Raw genomic sequence first — 21027 nt, forward strand, 5'->3', positions numbered from 1 at the left:
GGGCGGCAGCGCCAGGTTTTCAACGCTTCAATCCAGGCCCAGGCGAATACCCTGCAGGCGTTGTTCGATCAACGGCGTGAGCAGGGCGAAGCAGTCATCCGGGCTCAGTTGCACCTGAGAGGACTCGATCAGCTCGGTCTGCAGGCGCTCGATCAGGGCCTGCAACGGCGGCGCTTGCTGCTGGCTCAGCAGGCGCTCGCAGAGAAAGCGCAGCTGCATCTGCAGCCCCGGCGGACAGCGCTCGTAGCTCGCTGCGCGAACCGCCAGGCCGCGCAGGCGAGAGAGGTCCTCGAGCGAGCGGCAGGCTTCGCCCAGGCCGCGGATGGCAGGGTGGTCGTGGCGATAGAGGCGGTCTTCGAGCTGTTCGATCACCGCCAGCAGGGCTTCGATCAGGCGGCAATGCGCGTCGAAGTCGCCGGGCTTGCGCCGTAGCTGCGGCCAGTCCTGCTGCAGGGCTGGCAGCTGCAGGCTGGCGCCGGGCCAGTTCAGCCACAGGTCGTCGAGCTGCCGGGCCACTTGCGTGCGCTGCTCGAGGTTCCCGGCACCCTGCATGGCTCCCAGCCCGCGATGCAGCTGCAGTGCCTGGAGCAGGTCCAGACAGCGCTGCGCGACCTGCCTGTGCTGCTGCAGGCGTGCCGACTGCTGGCGGGCCTCCTGGCGCTGGGTCAGCCAGAAGCTCAATGCCAACAGGGTGATCAACAGGGCGACGGCGAAGAGGCGGCATGACTCATGGAGGCTCGTGAGGGCGGCGTGCAGGTTCATCCTTCGATGAAGCAACTCCCCTGCCAGCCGCAGAGGGGGGCGGATTCCGGCAGTACGCGCCTGTCGCACTGCACGGAAATGGAGCAGGCGACCATGCCGGGGTGCCTGATGGTGTATGGGTTGCTAAAGGTGCAACCTTGTTGCTGATGGGTGGTTGCGGCGTTTTCTTGCGGAAAAGAGTAAAGTGCAACCCTTGTTTCGTGCTGTCAGTCTGCCGTTATGTTGCAAGCCCGTGTGATCCGCCTGGATGAACAGGCCCATGAACATGCCCATGATCATCATCAACTGGTGATGTCCCTGGTCGGTCGTGCCGAATTCGAGGTCGGTGGCCGTGGTGGGGAGGTCTGCCGCATGCGTGCCTGCCTGGTGCCCGGTGATGCGGCTCATCAGTTCGCCGGCATGGGCGAGAATCGCATGCTGATTCTCGACCTGGACGAGCAGGACACGCCCAGCGAGGACCTCGAACTGCTTCACCGCCTGTTCGAGAAACCCTGCTACCCGGCGCTCGATGTCGACTTCCAGAACCTGCTCAATTACGCCGGCTCCGAGCTGGAGCGCTACGGCAGCGACTCGATCCTGGCGCGCTCCATCGGCGGCGTGCTGCTGCGTGCGCTGCACCTGCGGCTGTTCGGCGAACAGCGTCGTCCGGCACAGGGCGTGCTGGACCTGCAGCGCCTCGATCATTACATCGGCGAGCACCTGGCGCGGCGCATCAGCGTTGCCGAGCTGGCCCAAGTGATGTGCCTGAGTCCGAGCCACTTCCATGCGCAGTTCAAGGACAGCGTCGGCCTCACCCCGCACCAGTACCTGCTCAAGACCCGTCTCGACCGGGCTGCCCGCCTGCTGCGCGAGAGCAACCTGCCGCTGGTACGGGTCGCCGAAGAGTGCGGCTTCTCCAGCCAGAGCGCCCTGACCACCGCGATGCGCCGCTACCTGGGGCTGACGCCCAAGCGGGTACGTGCGGCTTAGAGTGCGATAACGCCTGAGCAACAGTCTGCAACCGCCGTCGTCACGCCCGCCTGAGCGGGAATGACGACACGCCGGGGCTTGCTCAGGCGTAGTTCTGCGGGCTCAGCTTGCGTTCGATCAGCTCGATGAGGATGTGCAGCACCTTGATGTGCAGTTCCTGTACACGGTCGGCGAAGTCGCCGCCGGGGGCGCAGATGCACACATCGGCCAGGCCTTCCAGCAGCGAGCCGGGCTTGCCGGTCAGGGCGATCACCTTCACGCCGAGCGCCTTGGCGGCTTCGGCGGCCTTGACCACGTTGGGGCTCTTGCCGCTGGTGCTGATGGCGATCAGCACGTCGCCTTCGCGGCCGTGCGACTCGATGTAGCGCGAGAAGATGAAGTCGTAGCCGAAGTCATTGGCCACGCAGCTGATGTGGCTGGGGTCGCTGATCGACACGGCGGCGATGCCGGGGCGGTTCCTGCGGTAGCGTCCGGTCAGTTCCTCGGCGAAGTGCATGGCGTCGCACATCGAGCCGCCATTGCCGCAGGAGAAGGCCTTGCCCTTGTGCTCGAAGCTCTCGACCAGCAGCTCGGCAGCACGCTGGATGTTGGCCAGGGTCTGTTCGTTGCCGAGGAAGGCTTCCAGCGCGCGCTGGGCTTCCTGCAGGCTGTTGCGGATATGTTCGATCATGGCAGGTCTTGGAACCTCTTTGGCAGTTTCGCGAGCCAGAGCCATGCAAGGCGAAAGCTGGCGAGAAAGCGGAGTTTACGCGTTGTAAATCGGCATTTCGACCGGGCTGGCGCTTCAGCCGGTGCAGCACGGCAGGGCTGAAGCGCAGCGGATTTCAACAGGTGTTCAGGGCAGCTCGGGGCTCGAGTAGAACGCGGTCAGGACTTTCACCAGGTGATCCAGGTCATGGCTACCGGCGAGTTCGCGAACCGAGTGCATGGCGAAGGTGGGCAGGCCGATATCGACCGTACGCACGCCCAGCTGGCTGGCGGTGATCGGGCCGATGGTCGAGCCGCAGCCCATGTCGCTGCGCACCACGAAGCTCTGCACCGGTACTTCGTTCTCCAGGCACAGGTGGCGGAAGAAACCAGCAGTCTCGCTGTTGGTGGCGTAGCGCTGGTTGCTGTTGATCTTGATCACTGGACCGGCGTTGAGTTTCGGGCCGTGGTTGCCGTCGTGCTTGTCGGCGTAGTTCGGGTGTACGCCATGGGCGTTGTCGGCCGAGACCAGCAGCGAGCGCTGGATGGTGCGGACGAAACCCTCGCCTGTCGGCAGGACGCGGCGCAGTACCTGTTCGAGGAAGGGGCCGTCGGCGCCACAGGCCGAGCAGGAGCCGACCTCTTCGTGATCGGTGCACACCAGTACGCAGGTTTCTTCGTCGCTGGAGTCGATCAGCGCCTGCAGGCCGGCGTAGCACGACAGCAGGTTGTCCAGGCGCGCACTGGCGATGAAGTCCTGGTTGAGGCCGACGATGGCGGCGCTCTGGGTGTCGTAGAAACTCAGCTCGTAGTCGAGTACCGCGTCCGGGTTGAAGTCATGCTCCATGGCCAGCTGTTCGGCGAGCAGGGCGCGGAAGTCGGCGGTCTCGCTGCTGGCGAGCTGGGCGAGAATCGGTGGCAGCTCGGTCTGCGGGTTGATCGCCCAGCCCTGGTTGGCCTCGCGGTTGAGGTGGATGGCCAGGTTGGGGATCACGGCGATCGGCTGGTAGAAGTCGATCAGCTGGCTTTCCACCTTGCCGTCGCGCCGGTAGGTGACGCGGCCGGCCAGCGACAGGTCGCGGTCGAACCAGGGTGCGAGCAGGGCGCCGCCGTAGACCTCCACGCCGAGCTGGAAGTAGCCCTGGCGCTGCAGCTCCGGGCTGGGTTTCACCCGCAGGCAGGGGCTGTCGGTATGGGCGCCGACCAGGCGCAGGCCGCCGTCGAGGGCCGGGCGCTTGCCCAGCTTGAAGGCGATGAGCGACGAGTCGTTGCGGGTCACGTAGTAGCGGCCGCCGGTCTCGAGATGCCAGGTCGCGCGTTCGTCCAGGTGGCGATAACCGGTCGCTTCCAGGCGCATGGCCAGGCTGGTGGTCGCGTGGAAAGGCGTGGGAGAGGCGTTGAGAAAGTCGATCAGCCCGATATTGAGTTCTTCGCGCATGCATGGCTCCAGACAGCGATGGCGCAGTTTAACCAATTTGCATCGCGCTGTGCCGGCTATGCACTCGTTTGGGGCGATAGTTGGCGTCTATCCAGCACGGCTATCTGGCGTACTTTCGGCGCGCTACGACCGAGAACAGATGCCAGTGCTTGGTGTGGCCACGAGCGGTGCTTCCTTGACGGTTAATTTCCTCGAAATGGAGCAGTTCCCAGCCGGCAAAGAGGTTCTCTACGGACTGTTTGTCGAGAATGCTCAGATCAGCGCTCGCCCAGTCGTCGTCAGGGCCGAAGAAGTTACCGCAGAACAGACCGTCATGCTTTAAAGCGTGGCTTATGCGTTGCCAAAGATGGGGAAACTCCTTGGGATGGCAGAAAGGCAAGGCGAAGGCGCTGTTGATCAGGTCGGCTGGCGGCAGTTCACAATGCTCAAAGTGTTCGCAGAGAGTCTGCAGTCGTGGCGCTTGATCTGTCTGTAGCTGTTGGCACAGACGCGCAATGGCCTGTTTTTCGCGATCTATTGCCAGAACTTCCCAACCCCGGCGCAACAGTTCTAGCGTATCGCGGCCGGCACCACAGCCCAGATCGATGGCAAATCCTGTCGTTCTGGTGCTTGCATCCAGCGCCATCAGCAGTGCCGGCCAGGCGGGAGCCCCTTGGGTGCGGTCGTAATAGCGCTTGTCACTCATTCGTCGGCGGCTCAGAACGGCGCCGGGCACTCGAAGCGCATGCGCTCGCCACTTTGCGGGTGGGTGAGGGCGAGCATGCTGGCGTGCAGGCACAGGCGCTCGTGGGCGGCGAGGGCCTGTTCGTGCGCATAGAGGCGGTCGCCGAGCAGCGGGTGGCCGATGGACAGCATGTGCACGCGCAGCTGGTGCGAGCGCCCGGTGATCGGCGTCAGCTCCACCCGGCACCAGTCGCCACAGCGCTCGAGAATGCGCCAGTGGGTCAGGGCGTGCTTGCCCAGTTCGTGGTCGACGACATGGCGCGGCTTGGTCGGTGGGTCGTAGCGCAGGGGCAGGTCGATGCTGCCACTGTCGGCCGTGGGCTGGCCCCAGCACAGTGCGGTATAGGCCTTCTCGGTCTCACGGTCGTGGAACTGCCGCGACAGCTCGCGGTGGCTGTCGGCGTCGCGCGCCAGCACGATGATCCCGGAGGTTTCCCAGTCCAGCCGATGGACGATGCGTGCCTCGGGGTAGCCATTTTCCTGCAGGCGGGTGACCAGGCAGTCCTTGTTGTCCTCGGCGCGGCCAGGCACCGACAGCAGCAGGGTGGGCTTGTTGATCACCAGCAGGGCGGCGTCCTGGTGAACGATTTCGATCTGGCTTAGCGGCATGGGCTGTGGCTGGTGTCGGAGCGAACGGATTCGCGATGTGTCTGGCTGCGCAAGCGACGCGGATGATCCGCTCGTGCAGGTGCGTGTTGCTACAAATGAACACGGCGGCCGAAGCCGCCGTGAGCGCCGCCGGTGTCGATCAACGATCCGGCAGGGTGATGTTCAGTTCCAGGATCGAGCAGCTACCCTGGTCTTCCAGAGCGACTTGCACGTCCTTCTGGTCGATGTTGACGTACTTGCGGATCACCGCGACCAGCTCCTGCTGCAGGGCAGGCAGGTAGTCGGGCTGGCTGCGCTGGCCACGTTCGTGGGCCACGATGATCTGCAGGCGTTCCTTGGCGATGGATGCTGTGGTTTCCTTCTTGCGCGAACGCAAGAAGTCGAAAATATTCATTCTCGACCTCCAAATAGGCGCTGCAGGAAGCCCTGCTTCTTCACATCGAGGAAGCGATGCGGCATGTCCTTGCCCAGCAGGCGGTCTACGGCGTCGCTGTAAGCCTGGCCGGCATCGCTCTGGTCGTCGAGGATGACCGGGATACCCTGGTTGGAAGCCTTGAGCACGGCCTGCGACTCGGGAATGACGCCGAGCAGGCGGATGGCGAGGATTTCCTCGACGTCCTCGACGCCGAGCATTTCGCCCTTGGTCACGCGCTCGGGGTTGTAGCGGGTCAGCAGCAGGTGTTCCTTGATCGGCTCCTCGCCTTTCTCGGCGCGGCGTGACTTGCTCGCCAGCAGGCCGAGCATGCGGTCGGAGTCACGCACCGAGGACACTTCCGGGTTGGTCACGACGATGGCTTCGTCGGCGAAGTACATCGCCAGGTGCGCGCCTTTCTCGATACCGGCTGGCGAGTCGCAGACCACGTATTCGAAGTTCTCCGACAGCTCGGCGATGACCTTCTCGACGCCTTCCTGGGTCAGCGCGTCCTTGTCACGGGTCTGGCTGGCGGCCAGCACGTAGAGGTTTTCCAGGCGCTTGTCCTTGATCAGGGCCTGGGTCAGGGTGGCTTCGCCGTTGACGACGTTGACGAAGTCGTACACCACGCGGCGTTCGCAGCCCATGATCAGGTCGAGGTTACGCAGACCGACGTCGAAGTCGACGATGACGGTCTTGTGCCCGCGCAGGGCGAGGCCGGTGCCGATGGCAGCGCTGGTGGTGGTTTTACCGACGCCACCCTTGCCGGAAGTGACTACGAGGATCTTGGCCAAGGTGATTCACCCCAAAAAAAGAAGATAACGCGGGAATCCGTGGCCATTTAAGGCTTCCAGATGCCCTTTCTGTGTCCCTGAAAAATGGCCGCAGTATCCGTTAAAGGCGGGTGATGTTCAACACGTCACCCGACAGGCTGACCTGGACGGCATCCCCCCACAGCGGGTCACGTCGCAGGTCTTCGGCGACCTTGTAATGGCCGGCGATCGACAGCATTTCGGCGCCCATCTGTTGACAGAATATGCGTGCCTTGGCGTTGCCCTTTATACCTGCCAGGGCGCGGCCGCGCATGGGCGCGTAAACATGGATGTTGCCATCGGCGAGAAGTTCCGCCCCGGCGCTGACCGGGGCGAGGACGATCAGGTCCGCACCTTGGGCATAGATCTGCTGCCCGCCACGCACCGGTGTGGTGACGATGCGGCTGGGCTTGTGCTCGGGTTCGGCGGGTTTCTCTTCCACCTTCTTCGGCGCCGGGTCGAGCGGGCGTTCGCGCGCGCCGGACGGCGGCAGCACCGGCAGGTCCAGGGCTTCGGCGGCGGCCACGTCGCTCTCGCGGGAGGCGCGGATGGCCAGGGTGCGCAGGCCATGGCGACGGCACACGGCCATCAGTTCGGCCAGGTCCAGCTGCCCTTCGCCTTCCGGCAGCTTGTCCAGCGCCAGGACCAGCGGGGTGTTGCTGAAGAACGCCGGGGCCTGGGCGACCTTTTCCGTCAGCTGGGCGTCGAGGCGTTCAAGGTCGTTGTGGGCCAGCTCCATCACGGTGATGGCCAGCATGCTGCCCTTGAGCTGGAATACGGGGTCTTGGGCGAGGAGATCGGCTTGGCTCATGGTCGAAAGAGGAGACTTCTGCAGCACTACGAAAGGTTGCCGGACTTATAGCGGTATCGACTGCGCACCGCAACTCGAAGGCCGGTTGCAGGACATTGACCGGCAAACCCTGACAGCGTTCGCATGGCGTGTGGCTGGTTGGCGAGTCAGGCCGGCAAAGTGGGGTAGAATGCGCGGCCCTGCCTGTGACCGGACCCGCTACATGGAACGCCCCCGCTTTCGCGCCTACTTTCTGCACCCGCGCTTCTGGCCACTGTGGCTGGGTTTCGGCGTGTTGTGGCTGGTGGTGCAGTTGCCCTATCGCCTGCAACTGCAGCTCGGGCGTCTGCTGGGCTGGCTGATGTTCCGCCTGGCCGGCCCGCGCCGGCAGATCGCCGAGCGCAACCTGCAGCTGTGTTTCCCGGGCAAGAGCGCGGCCGAACGCGAGCGGCTGCTGCGCGAGAACTTCGCCTCCACCGGCATCGCCTTCTTCGAGATGGCCATGAGCTGGTGGTGGCCCCGATCGCGCCTGGCCCGCCTGGCACATGTCGAGGGGCTGGAGCACCTGCAGCAGGCGCAGGCCGCCGGGCAGGGCGTGATCCTCATGGCGGTGCACTTCACCACCCTGGAGATCGGTGCGGCGCTGCTGGGCCAGCAGCACACCATCGACGGCATGTACCGCGAGCACGACAACCCGCTGTTCGATTTCATCCAGCGCCGTGGACGTGAGCGGCACAACCGCGACGCCACGGCCATCGAGCGCGAGGACATTCGCGCCATGCTCAAGGTGCTGCGTGCCGGTCGGGCCATCTGGTACGCGCCGGACCAGGACTATGGGCGCAAACAGAGCATCTTCGTGCCGCTGTTCGGCATACCGGCCGCCACGGTCACGGCCACCACCAAGTTCGCGCGTCTGGGCAAGGCACGCGTGGTGCCCTTCACCCAGCAGCGCCTGGCCGATGGCAGCGGTTATCGCCTGGTGATCCATCCGCCGCTGGCCGATTTCCCCGGGGACAGTGAAGAGGCCGACTGCCTGCGCATCAACCAGTGGATCGAGCAGGTCGTCAGTGCCTGCCCCGAGCAGTACCTGTGGGCGCACCGACGCTTCAAGACGCGTCCCGAGGGCGAACCGAAGCTGTACGGGGCGCGCAAGTAGCCCATCTATACTGCAACGAAAAACAGGACCGCCCGATGACCGTCATTGCCCACCCTCACGAGCCCGTTACCGGGCTGATTCTTTCCGGTGGTGGGGCGCGGGCGGCTTATCAGGTGGGTGTGCTGTCGGCCATTGCCGATCTGCTGCCGGACGCCTCGCACAACCCCTTTCCGGTCATCGTCGGCACCTCGGCGGGGGCGATCAATGCGGTCAGCCTGGCCTGCGGTGCGTTGCAGTTCGGTGAGGCGGTGCGCCGTCTCACCTCGGTCTGGCAGGGCTTTCATACGCGGATGGTGTACCGCAGCGACTGGCCGGGCGTGCTGCGCCAGGCTGCGCGCTTCGTGGGGCACAGCCTGTTGGGTATCGGGCGCGACATCCCCGTGGCGCTGCTCGACAGCTCCCCGTTGCGCGAGTTGCTGGCCCGTGAGCTGGATTTCTCCGGCATCGCGGCCGCAGTGCGCCATCGCCGCTTGCGGGCGATCGCCGTCACGGCATTCGGCTACGAAAGTGGCCAGGCGGTGACCTTTTACCAAGGGCGGGCGACCATCGACCCCTGGTTTCGCCATCGCCGTGTCGGCATTCCCACCCGCCTGAACCTCGAACATCTGCTGGCCAGTGCGTCGATCCCGCTGATCTTCCCGCCGGTGAGAATCCACCGTGAGTACTTCGGCGACGGCGCTGTGCGGCAGGCGGCGCCCATCAGCCCGGCATTGCACCTGGGCGCCAGCCGGGTGCTGGTGATCGGTGTCAGCGGCAATACCCAGGGCGAATCGGAGGCGCCGGCACCACGGGTCTCCAGCAACCGGCCACCGAGCCTGGCGCAGATCGGCGGGCACATGCTCAACAGCACCTTCATCGACAACCTGGAAACCGATATCGAACTACTCGAACGGCTCAACCAGATGAGCGAACTGGTGCCGCCCGAGCTTCGGCCCAGGGGCCTGGGGCTGAACCCGGTGGACGTGCTGGTGATCGCCCCGAGCCAGCCGCTGGATCAGATCGCGGCGCGCCACCAGCGTGAGCTGCCCCGCGCGCTGCGCCTGTTCCTGCGTGGTCCGGGGGCGACCAAGACCAGCGGCGCCGGGGTGCTCAGCTACCTGTTGTTCGAGCCCGGCTACTGCAGCGAACTGATCGAACTGGGTTACCAGGACGCCATGGCGCGCAAGGCCGAGCTGAGTCGCTTCCTCGGCCTCACCGAGCTGACACAGCCCGCCTGACGCGCGTTACGCCAGCACGCCGTCCCGGAAGTCGCGCAACGCCTGTTCGATCTCTTCGCGACTGTTCATCACGAACGGACCGTACTGCACGATGGGCTCGTTCAGTGGCGTGCCCGCGATCAGCAGCACCCCCGCACCCTGGGCACTGGCCAGTTGCAGCTGGCCTTCGTCGGACAGGCGTACCAGGCGACCGGCGCCGACCGTCTGCGCGCTGGCAGCGGCGAGCTGCAGCTGACCTTCGTAGACGTACAGCATCACCCGCTGGCCATCGGTCAGGCGCGGGGCGACCTGGCTGCCGGGCGCCAGGCGCAGGTCGAACAGCTGTGGCTGGGTATGCGGGCGCTGCACGGCGCCGACCTGGCGCTGTTCGCCGTCGTCGAACTCGCCCGCGATCACCACCACCTCCACGCCGGTGCGGGTGACGAGGCGTGGAATGTCGGCGGCCGGAATGTCGCGGTAGCCGGCTTCGCCCAGCTTGTCCCTGGCTGGCAGGTTGAGCCATAGCTGGAAGCCGCGCATGGCGCCGGACTCCTGCTCGGGCATTTCGCTGTGGATGATGCCGCGTGCAGCGGTCATCCACTGCACGCCACCGCTGCCCAGCAGGCCGACGTTGCCGAGGTGGTCCTCATGGCGCATGCGCCCCTCGAGCATGTAGGTGATGGTCTCGAAGCCACGGTGCGGATGAGGCGGGAAGCCGGCGATGTAGTCGTCGGGATTGTCGGTGGCGAATTCGTCGAGCATGAGGAACGGGTCGAAGCGCTCCAGGCCCGGTCCGCCGATCACGCGGTTGAGGCGCACGCCGGCGCCGTCGGAGGCCGGCTGGCCTGGCTGGATGCTGATGATGCGGCGCTGTTGGGTCATGGCATTGGGCTCCGTTCGAGGCGAGGAATGAGCCCATGCTATGCCGATCATGTCGATCGATGGTCGCAATTTTCCCGCGCTAAATATCGAACTGATCGATGTTTGGCGAGGGTATCTCAGTCGGCAATCTTGAGTTTGCGCGACTCATGGTAGAAGTAGCGGATCTTCTCGTACTCGAATGGCGAGTTGAGCTGGCCGTAGCGGAAGCTGGTGTTGGCCCTCTCATCGACGGCGCGTATCGCGATGGGCAGCGCCTCGCTCAGGCTGGCATCGACCACGCCGAGATAGTTGACCGTGCTCGCCAGGCTGTAGTCCACCGTCAGCCCGGCGGTGTCACGCAGGTTGGAGGGGCCCAGCAGTGGCAGCATCAGGTAGGGGCCCGCGGGTACCCCGTAGTGGCCCAGCGTCTGGCCAAAGTCTTCTTCCTGGCGCGGCAGCCCCATCATCGTGGCCGGATCCCAGATGCCACCCACGCCGATGATGGTGTTGAACAGCAGCCGTGCCGTGCTGTTCATCGCCCGCTGCCCCTTCAACTGCAGCAGGCTGTTGGCCAGGGTCGGGATCTCCCCCAGGTTGCTGAAGAAGTTGTGTACGCCGCTCTGCACCAGGTTCGGGGTGACGTAGCGGTAGCCTTTGACGACCGGCAGGAACACCCACTGATCGAAACGGTAGTTGAAGTGGTAGACGCGGCGGTTCCAGGGTTCCAGCGGGTCATAGACCCGCAGTGCGTCGCTGGAGGCGCGTTCGAACTCCTGCTGGTCCAGTCCGGGGTTGAATTTCAGGTCCTGCAGCGGGTTGGTGAAGCCGTCGGCGTCGACCTCGCCGGCCCAGGCGTGTGCACTGGCCAGCAGCAGAGCGATGATCAGGGTGCTGTGCTTAGCCACGGAAGAACTCCAGCATGGCGTCGCTGTTGACGCGGTAATTGAGGTTGCCGCAGTGCCCGCCATGCGGGTACAGGGTCAGGCGCTCGCCGAAGGTGCGCCGCAGGAAACCGATGTCGCCCTTGCCGAGAATCAGGTCGTCGGCGTTGTGCATCACGGCGATCTTGTCGCTGCCCCTGAGGTAGTCCTCGAGGGCATAGAGGCTGCTCTGTTCGATCAGCTGGTTGAGGCTGCCGCCGTCGTAGCGGGCACGCCACATGGGCATCAGCTGCTCGGCGATGTAGCAATCGAAGTCGCAGCGCAGCGCCAGCTGGAAGAACGGGGTGAGGCTGGTGCTTTCAGTGATGCGGTAATCGCGCGGGGTGATCAGCCCGCGCCGGTTGAGCAGGTCCGAGGTGAAGACGATATCGGCGGAGGAGAAGCGGAACGAGGTGCCGATGAGCATGGCCATCTGCTCGTCGGAGAGCTTTTCCTTGGATTGCTGGAAGTCGTAGAGCATCGCCTCGTTGATGTCGAGGTAGCCCTTGTCGTTGAAGTAGCGGGTCAGCTTGCCCAGCACCAGCTCATAGAAGTTGGTGCTGTTGTCGATGCCCTGCACCCGGGTCTGCACCAGCTTGTCGAGGTTGCTCACCGAGGTGTAGAGGTTCACCGGCGGGTTGAGCAGCAGCACGCGCTTGAAGTTGAAGGCGCGGCGGGTTTCGTCGATCTGGCTGACGAAGGCGGCATGCAGCGCACCGAGGCTGTAGCCGGTGAGCAGGTATTCGCTGACTTGCAGCTTCGGGTGCTGGGCGCGCACCGCCTGCATCGCCCGGTACAGGTCGTCGGCATCGTCCGGGCTGTAGCCTGGCGTGGCGAAGCGCGAGGCGGCGGCCATGAAGTCGTAGCTGGTTGGCGAGGAGAGCTGCACGACATGGAAGCCGGCGCCATAGAACAGCTTCTTCAGGTACTCGGTGATGCTGCTGGCGTAGCTGGCGCCGGTGCCGGAGATGATGAAGATCAGCGGCGCGCGGCCCTTCTGCTCGGCCAGGCGGTATTGCAGCTTGGTCACCGGCCAGAAGTTGTCCAGCAGTTCGAACTCCCGGTCCGGGCGCAGGCGAACCGAGTAGTCGCTCTGGTCGATGTCACGGTCATCCGGCAGGGCAGGGCGCAGTTCGGGCGGTGTGGTGGCGATGGTCGCCTCGAACGGGTTGGCCAGCGGATAGCCGTAGCTTTGCGCGTCCACATCGGCGGCCGTCGCGGAGACACAGAAGACCAGGCCGCCGAGCAGGGCGGCGAGTCGGGCAAGGCTGGGCATGTGGTAAGTCCCTTTTAATAAGCGAACATCGGGATTGAAGCGCTCGCTTATGACAGCAGCAAGTCGGGCAAAGTGCCACGTTGCCGTCAACAAGATACATCGAGTCGGTCTGTCCAGCGTCCTTTTCGTCGCCTGCGGGTGTCGCCCTCGGGGTAGGCGGATGCCGGCGTCACGCGTGGTGATGCAACCAGGCGTGCTTGGGAATCGAGTCCTCGCGCTTGCGTTGCTCCAGGAGTGCCCAGACTTTCTCGTGGAAGTAGAAACCGACCGAGTTGCACAGCGGCTCCACTGCAGCCACCAGGCCGCTGACCGCGATGCTGCCGGTCAACAGGTAGGCCACGCCGAAGGCGATGCAGAAGTGCATGATGGTGAAGGTCAGGGTCTTGAGCATGGCGCACCTCGATGAGAATCATTTACCGATGAGGCTCAGGTTAGTACGCCGCGGGTGTGTGGTGAAATGCGCTGTGTCCATGGCTTCGATAGCCTGCGCACATGAAAGCTTCTCGTGTGAAAGTGCCTATCTATTCACTTCTCTCACCTGCCTGCGAAACAATAGAGTGTTGGCCTCGTCACAAGGAGTCCCGGTTCATGCACATCCGCGATATCGCCTTCGGCATCACCGACTGGTCCGCCGTCACGCCAACCGAGCACCCGGGCGAAACCGGTCTCGCGCGCTGGAGAACCTGCCAGTTTGGCGAGGTGCGGGTGCGCATGGTCGAGTACTCGCCGGGCTATCTGGCCGACCACTGGTGCCGCAAGGGCCATGTGCTGCTGTGCCTGGAGGGCGAGCTGCACACCGAGCTGGAGGATGGCCGCGTCTTCGTGCTGCGTCCGGGGATGAGCTACCAGGTGGCTGACGACGCCGAAGCGCACCGTTCCTTCACCGAACAGGGCGCACGGCTGTTCGTGGTCGACTGAACCCTCGCCCGCCGTGGCAATTTGCCTTGCCTATTCATGAGTCTGATGGAGGGCGGTGTCCCCGGTCTTCCTCGCTACACTCTCTGGCATTCCCACAGGACATGTAAGGCAGGTTCGCTATGCAAAACCGCATGATGATCACGGGGGCCGGTTCCGGCCTGGGGCGCGAGATTGCCTTGCGCTGGGCTCGCGATGGCTGGCGCCTGGCGCTGGCGGACGTCAACGAGGCTGGCCTGGCGGAAACCCTCAAGCTGGTGCGCGAAGCCGGCGGTGACGGCTTCACGCGCCGCTGTGACGTGCGTGACTACAGCCAACTGACGGCACTGGCGCAGGCCTGCGACGAGCAGTTCGGCGGCATCGACATCATCGTCAACAATGCGGGGGTGGCTTCCGGTGGCTTCTTCAGCGAGCTGTCGCTGGAGGACTGGGACTGGCAGATCTCGATCAACCTGATGGGCGTGGTCAAGGGCTGCAAGGCGTTTCTGCCGCTGCTGGAGAAGAGCAAGGGCAAGATCGTCAACATCGCCTCGATGGCGGCACTGATGCAGGGGCCGGCGATGAGCAACTACAACGTGGCCAAGGCCGGCGTGGTGGCGCTGTCGGAGAGCCTGCTGGTGGAGTTGCGGCAGCAGGAGATCGGCGTGCATGTGGTCTGCCCGTCGTTCTTCCAGACCAACCTGCTGGATTCCTTTCGTGGCCCGACCCCGGCGATGAAGGCCCAGGTCGGCAAGCTGCTGGAAAGCTCGCCGATCAGCGCGGCGGACATCGCCGGCTACATCCATGACGAGCTGGCCAAGGGCAGCTTCATGATCCTGCCGCACGAGATGGGGCGCATGGCCTGGGCGCTGAAGCAGAAGAACCCGCAGGCGCTCTACGACGAGATGGCCGGCATGGCCGAGAAGATGCGTGGCAAGGCCCGATCCGTCAGCTGACCAACAGGTCAGTTATTTGCCCCTGCAGGCTTGCCTGGCAAGGTCTGCGGGGGTAGGGTGACGGCCCCGGCCTGCCTGCCGCCCTGACCTTGGATACTCCGTGAAACCAGCCTCTCGGGCCCTGTTGTTGATGGCCCTGGTGCTGGCGGCGATCAATTTGCGCCCCGGCATCACCTCCCTCGCGCCTCTCATCGAACGCATCGCCGACGAACTGTCGCTCAGTCGCGGTTTCATCAGTCTGACCACGGCACTGCCGGTGCTGTGCATGGGCCTGTTGGCCCCGCTGGCGCCCCGTCTGGCCGTGCGCTGGGGGCTGGAGCGCACCATCATGCTCTGCCTGGCCCTGATCGGCCTGGCCCTGCTGGCCCGTCTGGCCGCGCACCAGAGCGCCGTGCTGATCGGCAGTGCCATTGCCCTGGGCGCCGCCATTGCGGTCGCCGGGCCCTTGCTGTCCGGCTTCATCAAGCGCCATTTCGCCGGTCAGATGAGCCGTGTGGTGGGCTGGTACTCGCTGGGCATGGCCATCGGCGGTGCCGGTGGTGCCGTGCTGACCGCACCGGCGACGCAGCTGTTCGGTGACGCCTGGCACCTGGGGCTGGCCATATGGGCGCTACCGGCGCTGCTTGGCGTGATGCTCTGGCTGTGCCTGCCCAACCAGAGCGGCAGCTCGGAGGAACGCGAAGGCGGCGGGCTGCCCTGGCGACAGCCGCGCGCCTGGCTGATCAGCGGCTTCTTCGCGATTCAGGCCGGTCTGTTCTACGCCATCGCGACCTGGGCCGTGGCGCGCTACCACGAAGCGGGCCTGAGCATGCTGCACAGCAACTCGCTGCTGAGTTTCATCATGCTGATGGGCCTGCCCAGCTCCTTCCTGCTGCCCTGGCTGGCGCAGCGCTACGACGCACGCTATCTGCTGTTGCTGGCCTGCGGCGTGATCACCTGCAGCTGTCTGGCGATGATTACTTTCCTGCCACGCGTGGTGCCGGAACTGTGGGCGGTGATCATGGGTTTCTCCCTGGGAGGCTCCTTCGCCCTGTCGCTGGTGTTGCCGCTGTACGAGGCAGGCTCGCCGCTGGCGGTCAGCCGCTGGACCGCGATGATGCTCTTCACCGGATATGGTCTCGGTTGCCTGACGCCGATTCTCACCGGCCTGGCGCGGGACCTGTCCGGCAGCTACCAGTTGCCGTTCATGGTGCTCACGGCCCTGGCCCTGGTGATGATCCTGATGGCCTGGCTGCTGGGGCGCGGTCGACGCCAGCAACGCTAGAATTCGCGCCAGTTCCTTTCTTGCCCTGGCAGGCTGTGTTAGAAGGCTTTCTGCTTATTCAGGAGTGCCGGTGTGGAGTCAGAATCCATCGTCTATGGCTGTATCCGCGACTGGCCCTCGGATGATCCCGAGCTACGTCGCTTGCGTCGTGAAACCAACCACGGCGTGCTCGCCGAACTGCCGGCCGGTGAACTCTGGCCGTTTCTCGGTCGCGAGATGTTCTCCTTCTGCGAACTGCCGGGGGCGGGGCTCTATCAGACCCAGGTGATCCACTTCGGCGCCAGCTACGGCGCGGTGGAGTACGAATGGAACCTGTGGATCGAGGCCTTCGAGGCGCTGCTCAAGCGTCTGTACTGGGCCAGCGCGGTGGTCCATCTGGAAACCGAGCTCAACGGTATGCACACCTTCCGCTGGGAGTCCGACAGTGGCTTTCACAGCCCGCAGGAGGGTTCCCTGCGCGTGCGGTGTGCCTGGGAGCGCGAAGGCGCCTTGCGCGGCTAGGCTGGGGCGATGATCAATTACCTGTGGTTCCTGCTCGCAGCCGCGTTCGAAATCGCGGGCTGCTACGCCTTCTGGATGTGGCTGCGGCTCGACCGCAGTGCCTGGTGGATAGTGCCGGGGCTGCTCAGCCTGGCACTGTTCGGCCTGTTGCTGACCCGTGTCGAAGCCGCCTTCGCCGGGCGCGCCTATGCGGCCTATGGCGGCGTGTACATCGTCGCCTCGCTGGCGTGGCTGGCACTGGTCGAGAAGAGTCGGCCGCTACTCAGCGACTGGCTGGGTGCAGCGCTGTGCCTGGCGGGTGCCGCGATCATCCTGCTCGGGCCGCGCATCCAGGGCCCCTGATCCGCTTATAAGCAGTGGAAGTAAAAAAGTTCCGCTGTAATCAAATCTTTATATATCGGCAACTGAGCTGAAATAACCCCCCGCCAAGATTCCCCCCAACACGAACGAGCCCATCGCTCGGGTGTTTTCAACACTTAAAGTTCAACAGGGGAATCCTCGATGATCCGTAAGCACTTCGCCGGTTTCGCAGCCAGCGCTCTGGCTCTGGCCGTCTCCGCCCAGGCTTTCGCCGGTACTGTTACCACTGACGGCGCCGACCTCGTGATCAAGACCAAAGGTGGCCTGGAAGTCGCTACCACCGACAAGGCGTTCAGCTTCAAGCTGAGCGGCAAGCTGCAGTGGGATGCCACCAACTTCGATGGTCTGATGGCTGCCGATCAGAACCAGCCGTTCGACGATACCTTCAACACCTTCATCCGTCGTGGTGAGTTCGGTCTGGAAGGCACTGCCTACAGCGATTGGGACTGGGGCCTGCGTGTCAGCTACGACGAGTACGACGACACCAGCGTCGACCGTGCTTTCATCGCGTACAAGGGCCTGGACTTCGCCAAGATCACCGTTGGCCGCTTCGGTGTGGACTACGGTCTGGAAAACACCACCAGTTCGTCCTGGATTACCGCCATCGAGCGTCCGTTCATGTACGACTACCTGAACGGTGACGAGGACACTCAGTTCGGTGTGAACATCAAGCACTCCGGTGATAACTACGGTCTGATGGCTCAGGTCGCCACCTACGAAGACAAGTACGAGAGCGACGACAACAACGAGCTCTACGGTTACACCCTGCGTGCCCACTGGGCGCCGTACCTCAACGGCACCGATGTCATCCACCTGGCGGCCAACTACCACAACTCCGAAGCCGATGACGAACGTGCACGCGCACGTACCCGCATGGGCATCCGCAGCGACAATGACTTCCGCCTGACCCTGGGTGACGTCACCGTTGCAGACAAAGACAACGAGTGGGTTCTGGAGTCCGGCGCGCAGTTCGGTGCTTTCCGTGCCCAGGCCGAGTACTTCCAGCGCCAGATCAGCGGTGAAACCGCTGGTGGTGCCAACTCCGACGTCGATATCAACGGCTACTACGGTCAGGTTTCCTACATGTTCAACGGCGTGCGTCAGTACAAGGCTGCCGATGGCAAGTGGGACAAGCCGGACAACATGAACGGCTCCTGGGAAATCTTTGCCCGTTACGAAAGCTCCACCGTCGACTCTGACGCCAATGCTATCCCCGCCAACCTGGGTATCGCTGGTCTGGTGGCTGATGACGCCAGCAAGGAGTTCGAAACCAAGGCCATGGTGCTGGGTGTGAACTACTTCGTGAACCCGGCGGTGCGCGTGAGCCTGAACTACGTCGACTATGAAGTCGACAACCTGGATACCTCCAGCCAAGTCAACGGCGAAGATGTACAGGACGACGGTAAGGCCATCGTAGGTCGCCTGCAGTACGTCTTCTAAGCTTCACTCCCTTGAAGTGTTGCTCCTGATTCGAGCCCCGCGTTTCGCGGGGCTTTTTTATTGCTTTGTATTGATGGAAAAGCGCTATGCGTAAGACTACCGCTCTGCTGCTATCGATCGGTTTCAGCGCCATTGCCCTGGCGCAGGATTACAGTGCGGCCAAACCGGGCGAATTGCTCCAGGTGCCGCTGACGTCCTTGCATCCGACTCAGGCAGCAGTGGGCTATGACCAGATTTTCTATAAGCTCGGGCGCTTCGCCAATGAGCGCAACAAGCTGTTCGACGAGTACTGCGAGGCCAACGGCCAGGGCGAGAGCGCCAGGGTGCCTGGCGATGCAGACTTGCACAAACCGGACAGCTTCAGCTGCCAGAACGCGGTAGGCACTCGCAGCAGCGAGATGAAAACCGTCGTGATCGGTCCGCAGGGCAAACTGTTCCTGACCGATGGCCATCACACCTTCACCGTGCTGATGGAGTATCCCGATGCTGGCGCCGACCTGAACATGTGGGTGCGCGTTACCGACAACTTCAGCGACAGTGCAGACATGGCCAGCTTCTGGCAGCGCATGGCGCAGGCACGCAAGGTATGGCTCAAGGATGGCAATGGGCGAAGCATCGACCCGCAGCAGATACCTGCTCAGCTGGGGCTCCAGCACTTGGCCAACGACCCTTATCGTGCGCTGGTGTACTTCACCCGCGAGGTCGCTTACGACAAGCCGCGTTCCGGAGAGGTGGCCCCCGAGTTTCTCGAGTTCTACTGGGGTAACTGGCTGCGCTCGGTGATGCCGCTGGAAGGTTATGACCTGAGTGATCGTGGCGATTACCGGGACGCCGTCGAGGCCGCCGCGAAGAAGATGGTGGCCCTGGCCCCGGACGAGATCGTCGGTGACAGCGGCTTCAAGGCGCGCGAACTGGGCGGTTACTCGTCCATCGACCGCAAGGAGCTGAACAAGGTCGCTGGACGCAAACTGAACTATGCCACCCGTTACAAGAAGGCGCTGGCCGAGGGAAGCTGAGGCCTGTAACGAAAAAGCCCGGCACTGGGCCGGGCTTTCTTCTGCGCTTGCTCGGCTCAGTTATGCTTCTTGTAGTTGTCCAGCGCCGTCTGGATCATCTGCCGCGCTTCGGCGGCATTGCCATAGCCATTCAGCTCGACTTTCTTGCGGCCTTCCGGCAACTGCTTGTAGACGCGGAAGAACGCCTCGATGCGCTGGCGCTCGATGGCCGGCAGGTCGCCGATGTCCTTGATGTTGTCGTAGGTCGGGTCGATATCGCTGCTGGGGACGCCGATGATCTTCTCGTCGTGCTCGCCGCCGTCGATCATCTTCAGGTAGCCGATGGGGCGGAACTTGATCAGCACGCCCGGGTGCAACGGCTCACGAGTCAGTACCAGGCCATCCAGCGGGTCACTGTCGCCACCCAGGGTACGAGACAGAGAGCCATAGTTGGCTGGGTAGACGACCGGCATCGACTGGAAGCGGTCGACGAACACCAGGCCTTCCTCGTTGATCTCATACTTGGTGAAGCTGCCCGCGGGAATTTCCACCGCCATGTGAACGTTGTTCGGAGCATCCTTCGCCTGGCTCGCGTGAAACGGGTGGGTGATCGACTGCTGCGCGAGTGCGGCACCGCTACCGAGAAGCATGGCGACGCCAAGGGCGAGAAGGGACTTTTGCATGGATGACTCCTTTGCAGAGCTGAAGGTTATAAAGGTTGGCCTTCTCATATTGCGGGCGCATTGTTAGAGATATATTGCAACCTCGCTTCTGGGATTCGTTGTCATGCCCGTCACCACCCTCGATTCACTTCACGCGCTCTCCGCCGATACCTGGGACGCCCTGCTGCCCGGTGCTCAGCCGTTTCTGCGGCATGCATTTCACAGCGCTCTCGAAGACAGCGGCAGTGTCGGGGGCGACACTGGCTGGCAGCCGTCACATCGTCTCTGGTGCGATGACCAGGGGCAGGTGAGGGCGGCGTTGCCGGCCTATCTGAAGCGGCATTCCTATGGCGAGTACGTGTTCGACCACGCCTGGGCCGATGCCTGTCGGCGCGCCGGGATCGCCTATTACCCGAAGTTGCTGGGCGCCGTGCCGTTCTCGCCGGTTGCCGGTGCGCGGCTGCTCGGGGAGCCCCGCTGCGCGGGCGCGATGCTCGATGAGCTGACGGCCGAGCTGGAGGCGCAGGGGTTGTCGAGCCTGCACATCAACTTCACCAGCCCGGCATGCGATGCGCTGCTGAACGGCCGTGACGGCTGGCTGGAGCGCCTGGGCTGCCAGTTTCACTGGAACAATCGCGGTTACCGTGACTTTCAGGACTTTCTCGACGCGCTCAGCTCGCGCAAGCGCAAGCAACTGCGCAAGGAACGTGAGCAGGTCGCGGGGCAGGGCATCGAGTTCGACCGACGCCTGGGCCATGAGCTGAGCGAGCAGGAGTGGGACTTCGTCTACCACTGCTACGCCAACACCTATCACGTACGGGGGCAGGCACCCTATCTGACGCGGGCCTTCTTCAGCCTGCTGGCCGAGCGCATGCCGGAGATGATTCGCCTGGTGTTCGCGCAGTTGCGCGGTCGGCCGGTGGCCATGGCATTCAGCCTGGTGGACGGGGATACCTTCTATGGCCGCTACTGGGGCTGCCTGGCCGAGTTCGACCGGCTGCATTTCGAAACCTGCTTCTACCAGGGCATGGAGCTGGCCATCGCCGAAGGCTTGCGGCGCTTCGATGCCGGCGCGCAAGGGGAGCACAAGCTGATCCGTGGTTTCGAACCGGTCATCACGCGTTCCTGGCACTATCTCTGCCATCCGGGGCTGCGTGCTGCCGTCACCGACTTCCTCGTGCAGGAGCGTTCTGGCGTGCTGTCCTATGCCGACGAAGCACGCAGCTACCTGCCGTTTCGCCATACCGGCGAGAGTTGACCAGTCGCTCAGGTAGTGCCGGCGGGCATGCAGCTGCCGTTCGCCGGAAGTTCCCCGGGGCGTAGGTTTCTGCAAAAACTCCAGAG

Annotated in this window: 24 protein-coding genes; 11 read left to right on the plus strand and 13 right to left on the minus strand. The window is 63.9% G+C overall.

Annotated features, from left to right (window positions below):
* Window positions 1-27: 27 nt before the first annotated feature.
* Window positions 28-699: a hypothetical protein gene (locus E4487_RS08405; protein WP_257229373.1), complete on the minus strand. Its 672-nt coding sequence runs from the start codon at window positions 697-699 to the stop codon at window positions 28-30.
* A gap of 282 nt (window positions 700-981) precedes the next feature.
* On the opposite strand from E4487_RS08405, the gene E4487_RS08410 reads away from it, so the two are divergent.
* Complete coding sequence (locus tag E4487_RS08410; RefSeq protein WP_037047169.1) at window positions 982-1731, plus strand: AraC family transcriptional regulator; 750 nt, start codon at window positions 982-984, stop codon at window positions 1729-1731.
* Between the two features lie 82 nt (window positions 1732-1813).
* Here E4487_RS08410 and lpcA read toward each other — a convergent pair whose 3' ends face one another.
* The 7 genes from lpcA to minC all read right to left on the minus strand — a co-directional run bounded on the left by lpcA (window position 1814) and on the right by minC (window position 7223).
* On the minus strand, window positions 1814-2401 hold the full coding sequence (lpcA, locus tag E4487_RS08415; protein WP_037047170.1) for a D-sedoheptulose 7-phosphate isomerase: 588 nt from the start codon (window positions 2399-2401) through the stop codon (window positions 1814-1816).
* 165 nt (window positions 2402-2566) lie between these two features.
* Entirely contained in the window at window positions 2567-3856 is a 1290-nt protein-coding gene (locus tag E4487_RS08420; protein WP_175253128.1) for a M18 family aminopeptidase, read from the minus strand.
* 100 nt (window positions 3857-3956) lie between these two features.
* A complete protein-coding gene (locus E4487_RS08425; protein ID WP_175253129.1) occupies window positions 3957-4541 on the minus strand; it encodes a trans-aconitate 2-methyltransferase in 585 nt (194 codons plus the stop codon).
* 11 nt (window positions 4542-4552) lie between these two features.
* Window positions 4553-5218 carry an RluA family pseudouridine synthase gene (locus E4487_RS08430; protein ID WP_373921509.1) on the minus strand — a complete coding sequence of 222 codons (666 nt, stop codon included), beginning with the start codon at window positions 5216-5218 and terminating at the stop codon, window positions 4553-4555.
* 109 nt (window positions 5219-5327) lie between these two features.
* Window positions 5328-5582 (minus strand): cell division topological specificity factor MinE, encoded by a 255-nt coding sequence (gene minE, locus E4487_RS08435; protein WP_037047177.1) that lies wholly within the window; start codon window positions 5580-5582, stop codon window positions 5328-5330.
* Window positions 5579-6394, minus strand: coding sequence for a septum site-determining protein MinD (minD, locus tag E4487_RS08440; RefSeq protein ID WP_037047179.1), 816 nt, complete (start codon window positions 6392-6394; stop codon window positions 5579-5581). Before minD ends, minE begins: the two co-directional genes overlap by 4 nt.
* A 100-nt stretch (window positions 6395-6494) precedes the next feature.
* Window positions 6495-7223, minus strand: a complete 729-nt coding sequence (gene minC, locus E4487_RS08445; protein WP_150608539.1) for a septum site-determining protein MinC — start codon at window positions 7221-7223, stop codon at window positions 6495-6497.
* A gap of 202 nt (window positions 7224-7425) precedes the next feature.
* Between minC and E4487_RS08450 the strand changes: the two genes are divergently transcribed.
* Together E4487_RS08450 and E4487_RS08455 are read left to right on the plus strand one after the other, a co-directional pair.
* Window positions 7426-8358, plus strand: a complete 933-nt coding sequence (locus E4487_RS08450) for a lipid A biosynthesis lauroyl acyltransferase (RefSeq protein ID WP_175253131.1) — start codon at window positions 7426-7428, stop codon at window positions 8356-8358.
* A gap of 35 nt (window positions 8359-8393) precedes the next feature.
* The gene (locus E4487_RS08455; protein WP_134677317.1) at window positions 8394-9575 is read left to right on the plus strand and encodes a patatin-like phospholipase family protein; all 1182 of its coding nucleotides are present in this window, start codon (window positions 8394-8396) and stop codon (window positions 9573-9575) included.
* Between the two features lie 6 nt (window positions 9576-9581).
* On the opposite strand, the gene E4487_RS08460 is transcribed toward E4487_RS08455, so the two are convergent.
* The 4 genes from E4487_RS08460 to E4487_RS08475 all read right to left on the minus strand — a co-directional run bounded on the left by E4487_RS08460 (window position 9582) and on the right by E4487_RS08475 (window position 13002).
* On the minus strand, window positions 9582-10436 hold the full coding sequence (locus E4487_RS08460) for a pirin family protein (RefSeq protein WP_175253132.1): 855 nt from the start codon (window positions 10434-10436) through the stop codon (window positions 9582-9584).
* A gap of 116 nt (window positions 10437-10552) precedes the next feature.
* Complete coding sequence (locus E4487_RS08465) at window positions 10553-11320, minus strand: VacJ family lipoprotein (protein WP_037047204.1); 768 nt, start codon at window positions 11318-11320, stop codon at window positions 10553-10555.
* Window positions 11313-12611: a serine/threonine protein kinase gene (locus tag E4487_RS08470; protein WP_150608545.1), complete on the minus strand. Its 1299-nt coding sequence runs from the start codon at window positions 12609-12611 to the stop codon at window positions 11313-11315. The genes E4487_RS08465 and E4487_RS08470 overlap by 8 nt, the downstream gene beginning before the upstream one ends.
* 169 nt (window positions 12612-12780) lie before the next feature.
* Window positions 12781-13002 (minus strand): DUF2061 domain-containing protein, encoded by a 222-nt coding sequence (locus tag E4487_RS08475; protein WP_175253133.1) that lies wholly within the window; start codon window positions 13000-13002, stop codon window positions 12781-12783.
* Between the two features lie 197 nt (window positions 13003-13199).
* Between E4487_RS08475 and E4487_RS08480 the strand changes: the two genes are divergently transcribed.
* From E4487_RS08480 to E4487_RS08510, 7 genes are all read left to right on the plus strand, one after another.
* Window positions 13200-13529 carry a DHCW motif cupin fold protein gene (locus E4487_RS08480; protein WP_037047219.1) on the plus strand — a complete coding sequence of 110 codons (330 nt, stop codon included), beginning with the start codon at window positions 13200-13202 and terminating at the stop codon, window positions 13527-13529.
* Between the two features lie 119 nt (window positions 13530-13648).
* On the plus strand, window positions 13649-14461 hold the full coding sequence (locus E4487_RS08485; RefSeq protein ID WP_037047221.1) for an SDR family oxidoreductase: 813 nt from the start codon (window positions 13649-13651) through the stop codon (window positions 14459-14461).
* Between the two features lie 130 nt (window positions 14462-14591).
* Window positions 14592-15725 carry a CynX/NimT family MFS transporter gene (locus E4487_RS08490; RefSeq protein WP_175253157.1) on the plus strand — a complete coding sequence of 378 codons (1134 nt, stop codon included), beginning with the start codon at window positions 14592-14594 and terminating at the stop codon, window positions 15723-15725.
* Between the two features lie 72 nt (window positions 15726-15797).
* Window positions 15798-16226, plus strand: a complete 429-nt coding sequence (locus E4487_RS08495; RefSeq protein ID WP_037047227.1) for a hypothetical protein — start codon at window positions 15798-15800, stop codon at window positions 16224-16226.
* A gap of 9 nt (window positions 16227-16235) precedes the next feature.
* Window positions 16236-16568, plus strand: a complete 333-nt coding sequence (locus E4487_RS08500; protein ID WP_037047228.1) for a YnfA family protein — start codon at window positions 16236-16238, stop codon at window positions 16566-16568.
* A 159-nt stretch (window positions 16569-16727) separates the two neighbouring features.
* A complete protein-coding gene (locus E4487_RS08505) occupies window positions 16728-18026 on the plus strand; it encodes an OprO/OprP family phosphate-selective porin (RefSeq protein ID WP_150608549.1) in 1299 nt (432 codons plus the stop codon).
* Between the two features lie 86 nt (window positions 18027-18112).
* Window positions 18113-19042 (plus strand): ParB/Srx family N-terminal domain-containing protein, encoded by a 930-nt coding sequence (locus E4487_RS08510; RefSeq protein WP_175253134.1) that lies wholly within the window; start codon window positions 18113-18115, stop codon window positions 19040-19042.
* A gap of 56 nt (window positions 19043-19098) precedes the next feature.
* Here the strand turns inward: E4487_RS08510 and E4487_RS08515 are convergent, their stop codons facing one another.
* Complete coding sequence (locus tag E4487_RS08515) at window positions 19099-19704, minus strand: inorganic diphosphatase (RefSeq protein ID WP_175253135.1); 606 nt, start codon at window positions 19702-19704, stop codon at window positions 19099-19101.
* Between the two features lie 103 nt (window positions 19705-19807).
* Between E4487_RS08515 and E4487_RS08520 the strand changes: the two genes are divergently transcribed.
* A complete protein-coding gene (locus tag E4487_RS08520) occupies window positions 19808-20941 on the plus strand; it encodes a GNAT family N-acetyltransferase (protein WP_175253136.1) in 1134 nt (377 codons plus the stop codon).
* The last annotated feature ends 86 nt before the right edge of the window (window positions 20942-21027 follow it).

This window comes from Pseudomonas sp. BMW13, from assembly GCF_013357275.1.
Lineage (GTDB): Bacteria > Pseudomonadota > Gammaproteobacteria > Pseudomonadales > Pseudomonadaceae > Aquipseudomonas > Aquipseudomonas khazarica.

Bases quoted from the DNA above. Each gene is read 5' to 3' on its own strand.
- E4487_RS08410 (WP_037047169.1), top strand. From the start codon at position 982: ATGTTGCAAGCCCGTGTGATCCGCCTGGATGAACAGGCCCATGAACAT.
- lpcA (WP_037047170.1), bottom strand. From the start codon at position 2,401: ATGATCGAACATATCCGCAACAGCCTGCAGGAAGCCCAGCGCGCGCTG.
- E4487_RS08420 (WP_175253128.1), bottom strand. From the start codon at position 3,856: ATGCGCGAAGAACTCAATATCGGGCTGATCGACTTTCTCAACGCCTCT.
- E4487_RS08425 (WP_175253129.1), bottom strand. From the start codon at position 4,541: ATGAGTGACAAGCGCTATTACGACCGCACCCAAGGGGCTCCCGCCTGG.
- minE (WP_037047177.1), bottom strand. From the start codon at position 5,582: ATGAATATTTTCGACTTCTTGCGTTCGCGCAAGAAGGAAACCACAGCA.
- minC (WP_150608539.1), bottom strand. From the start codon at position 7,223: ATGAGCCAAGCCGATCTCCTCGCCCAAGACCCCGTATTCCAGCTCAAG.
- E4487_RS08450 (WP_175253131.1), top strand. From the start codon at position 7,426: ATGGAACGCCCCCGCTTTCGCGCCTACTTTCTGCACCCGCGCTTCTGG.
- E4487_RS08455 (WP_134677317.1), top strand. From the start codon at position 8,394: ATGACCGTCATTGCCCACCCTCACGAGCCCGTTACCGGGCTGATTCTT.
- E4487_RS08460 (WP_175253132.1), bottom strand. From the start codon at position 10,436: ATGACCCAACAGCGCCGCATCATCAGCATCCAGCCAGGCCAGCCGGCC.
- E4487_RS08470 (WP_150608545.1), bottom strand. From the start codon at position 12,611: ATGCCCAGCCTTGCCCGACTCGCCGCCCTGCTCGGCGGCCTGGTCTTC.
- E4487_RS08475 (WP_175253133.1), bottom strand. From the start codon at position 13,002: ATGCTCAAGACCCTGACCTTCACCATCATGCACTTCTGCATCGCCTTC.
- E4487_RS08480 (WP_037047219.1), top strand. From the start codon at position 13,200: ATGCACATCCGCGATATCGCCTTCGGCATCACCGACTGGTCCGCCGTC.
- E4487_RS08485 (WP_037047221.1), top strand. From the start codon at position 13,649: ATGCAAAACCGCATGATGATCACGGGGGCCGGTTCCGGCCTGGGGCGC.
- E4487_RS08490 (WP_175253157.1), top strand. From the start codon at position 14,592: ATGGCCCTGGTGCTGGCGGCGATCAATTTGCGCCCCGGCATCACCTCC.
- E4487_RS08500 (WP_037047228.1), top strand. From the start codon at position 16,236: ATGATCAATTACCTGTGGTTCCTGCTCGCAGCCGCGTTCGAAATCGCG.
- E4487_RS08505 (WP_150608549.1), top strand. From the start codon at position 16,728: ATGATCCGTAAGCACTTCGCCGGTTTCGCAGCCAGCGCTCTGGCTCTG.
- E4487_RS08510 (WP_175253134.1), top strand. From the start codon at position 18,113: ATGCGTAAGACTACCGCTCTGCTGCTATCGATCGGTTTCAGCGCCATT.
- E4487_RS08515 (WP_175253135.1), bottom strand. From the start codon at position 19,704: ATGCAAAAGTCCCTTCTCGCCCTTGGCGTCGCCATGCTTCTCGGTAGC.
- E4487_RS08520 (WP_175253136.1), top strand. From the start codon at position 19,808: ATGCCCGTCACCACCCTCGATTCACTTCACGCGCTCTCCGCCGATACC.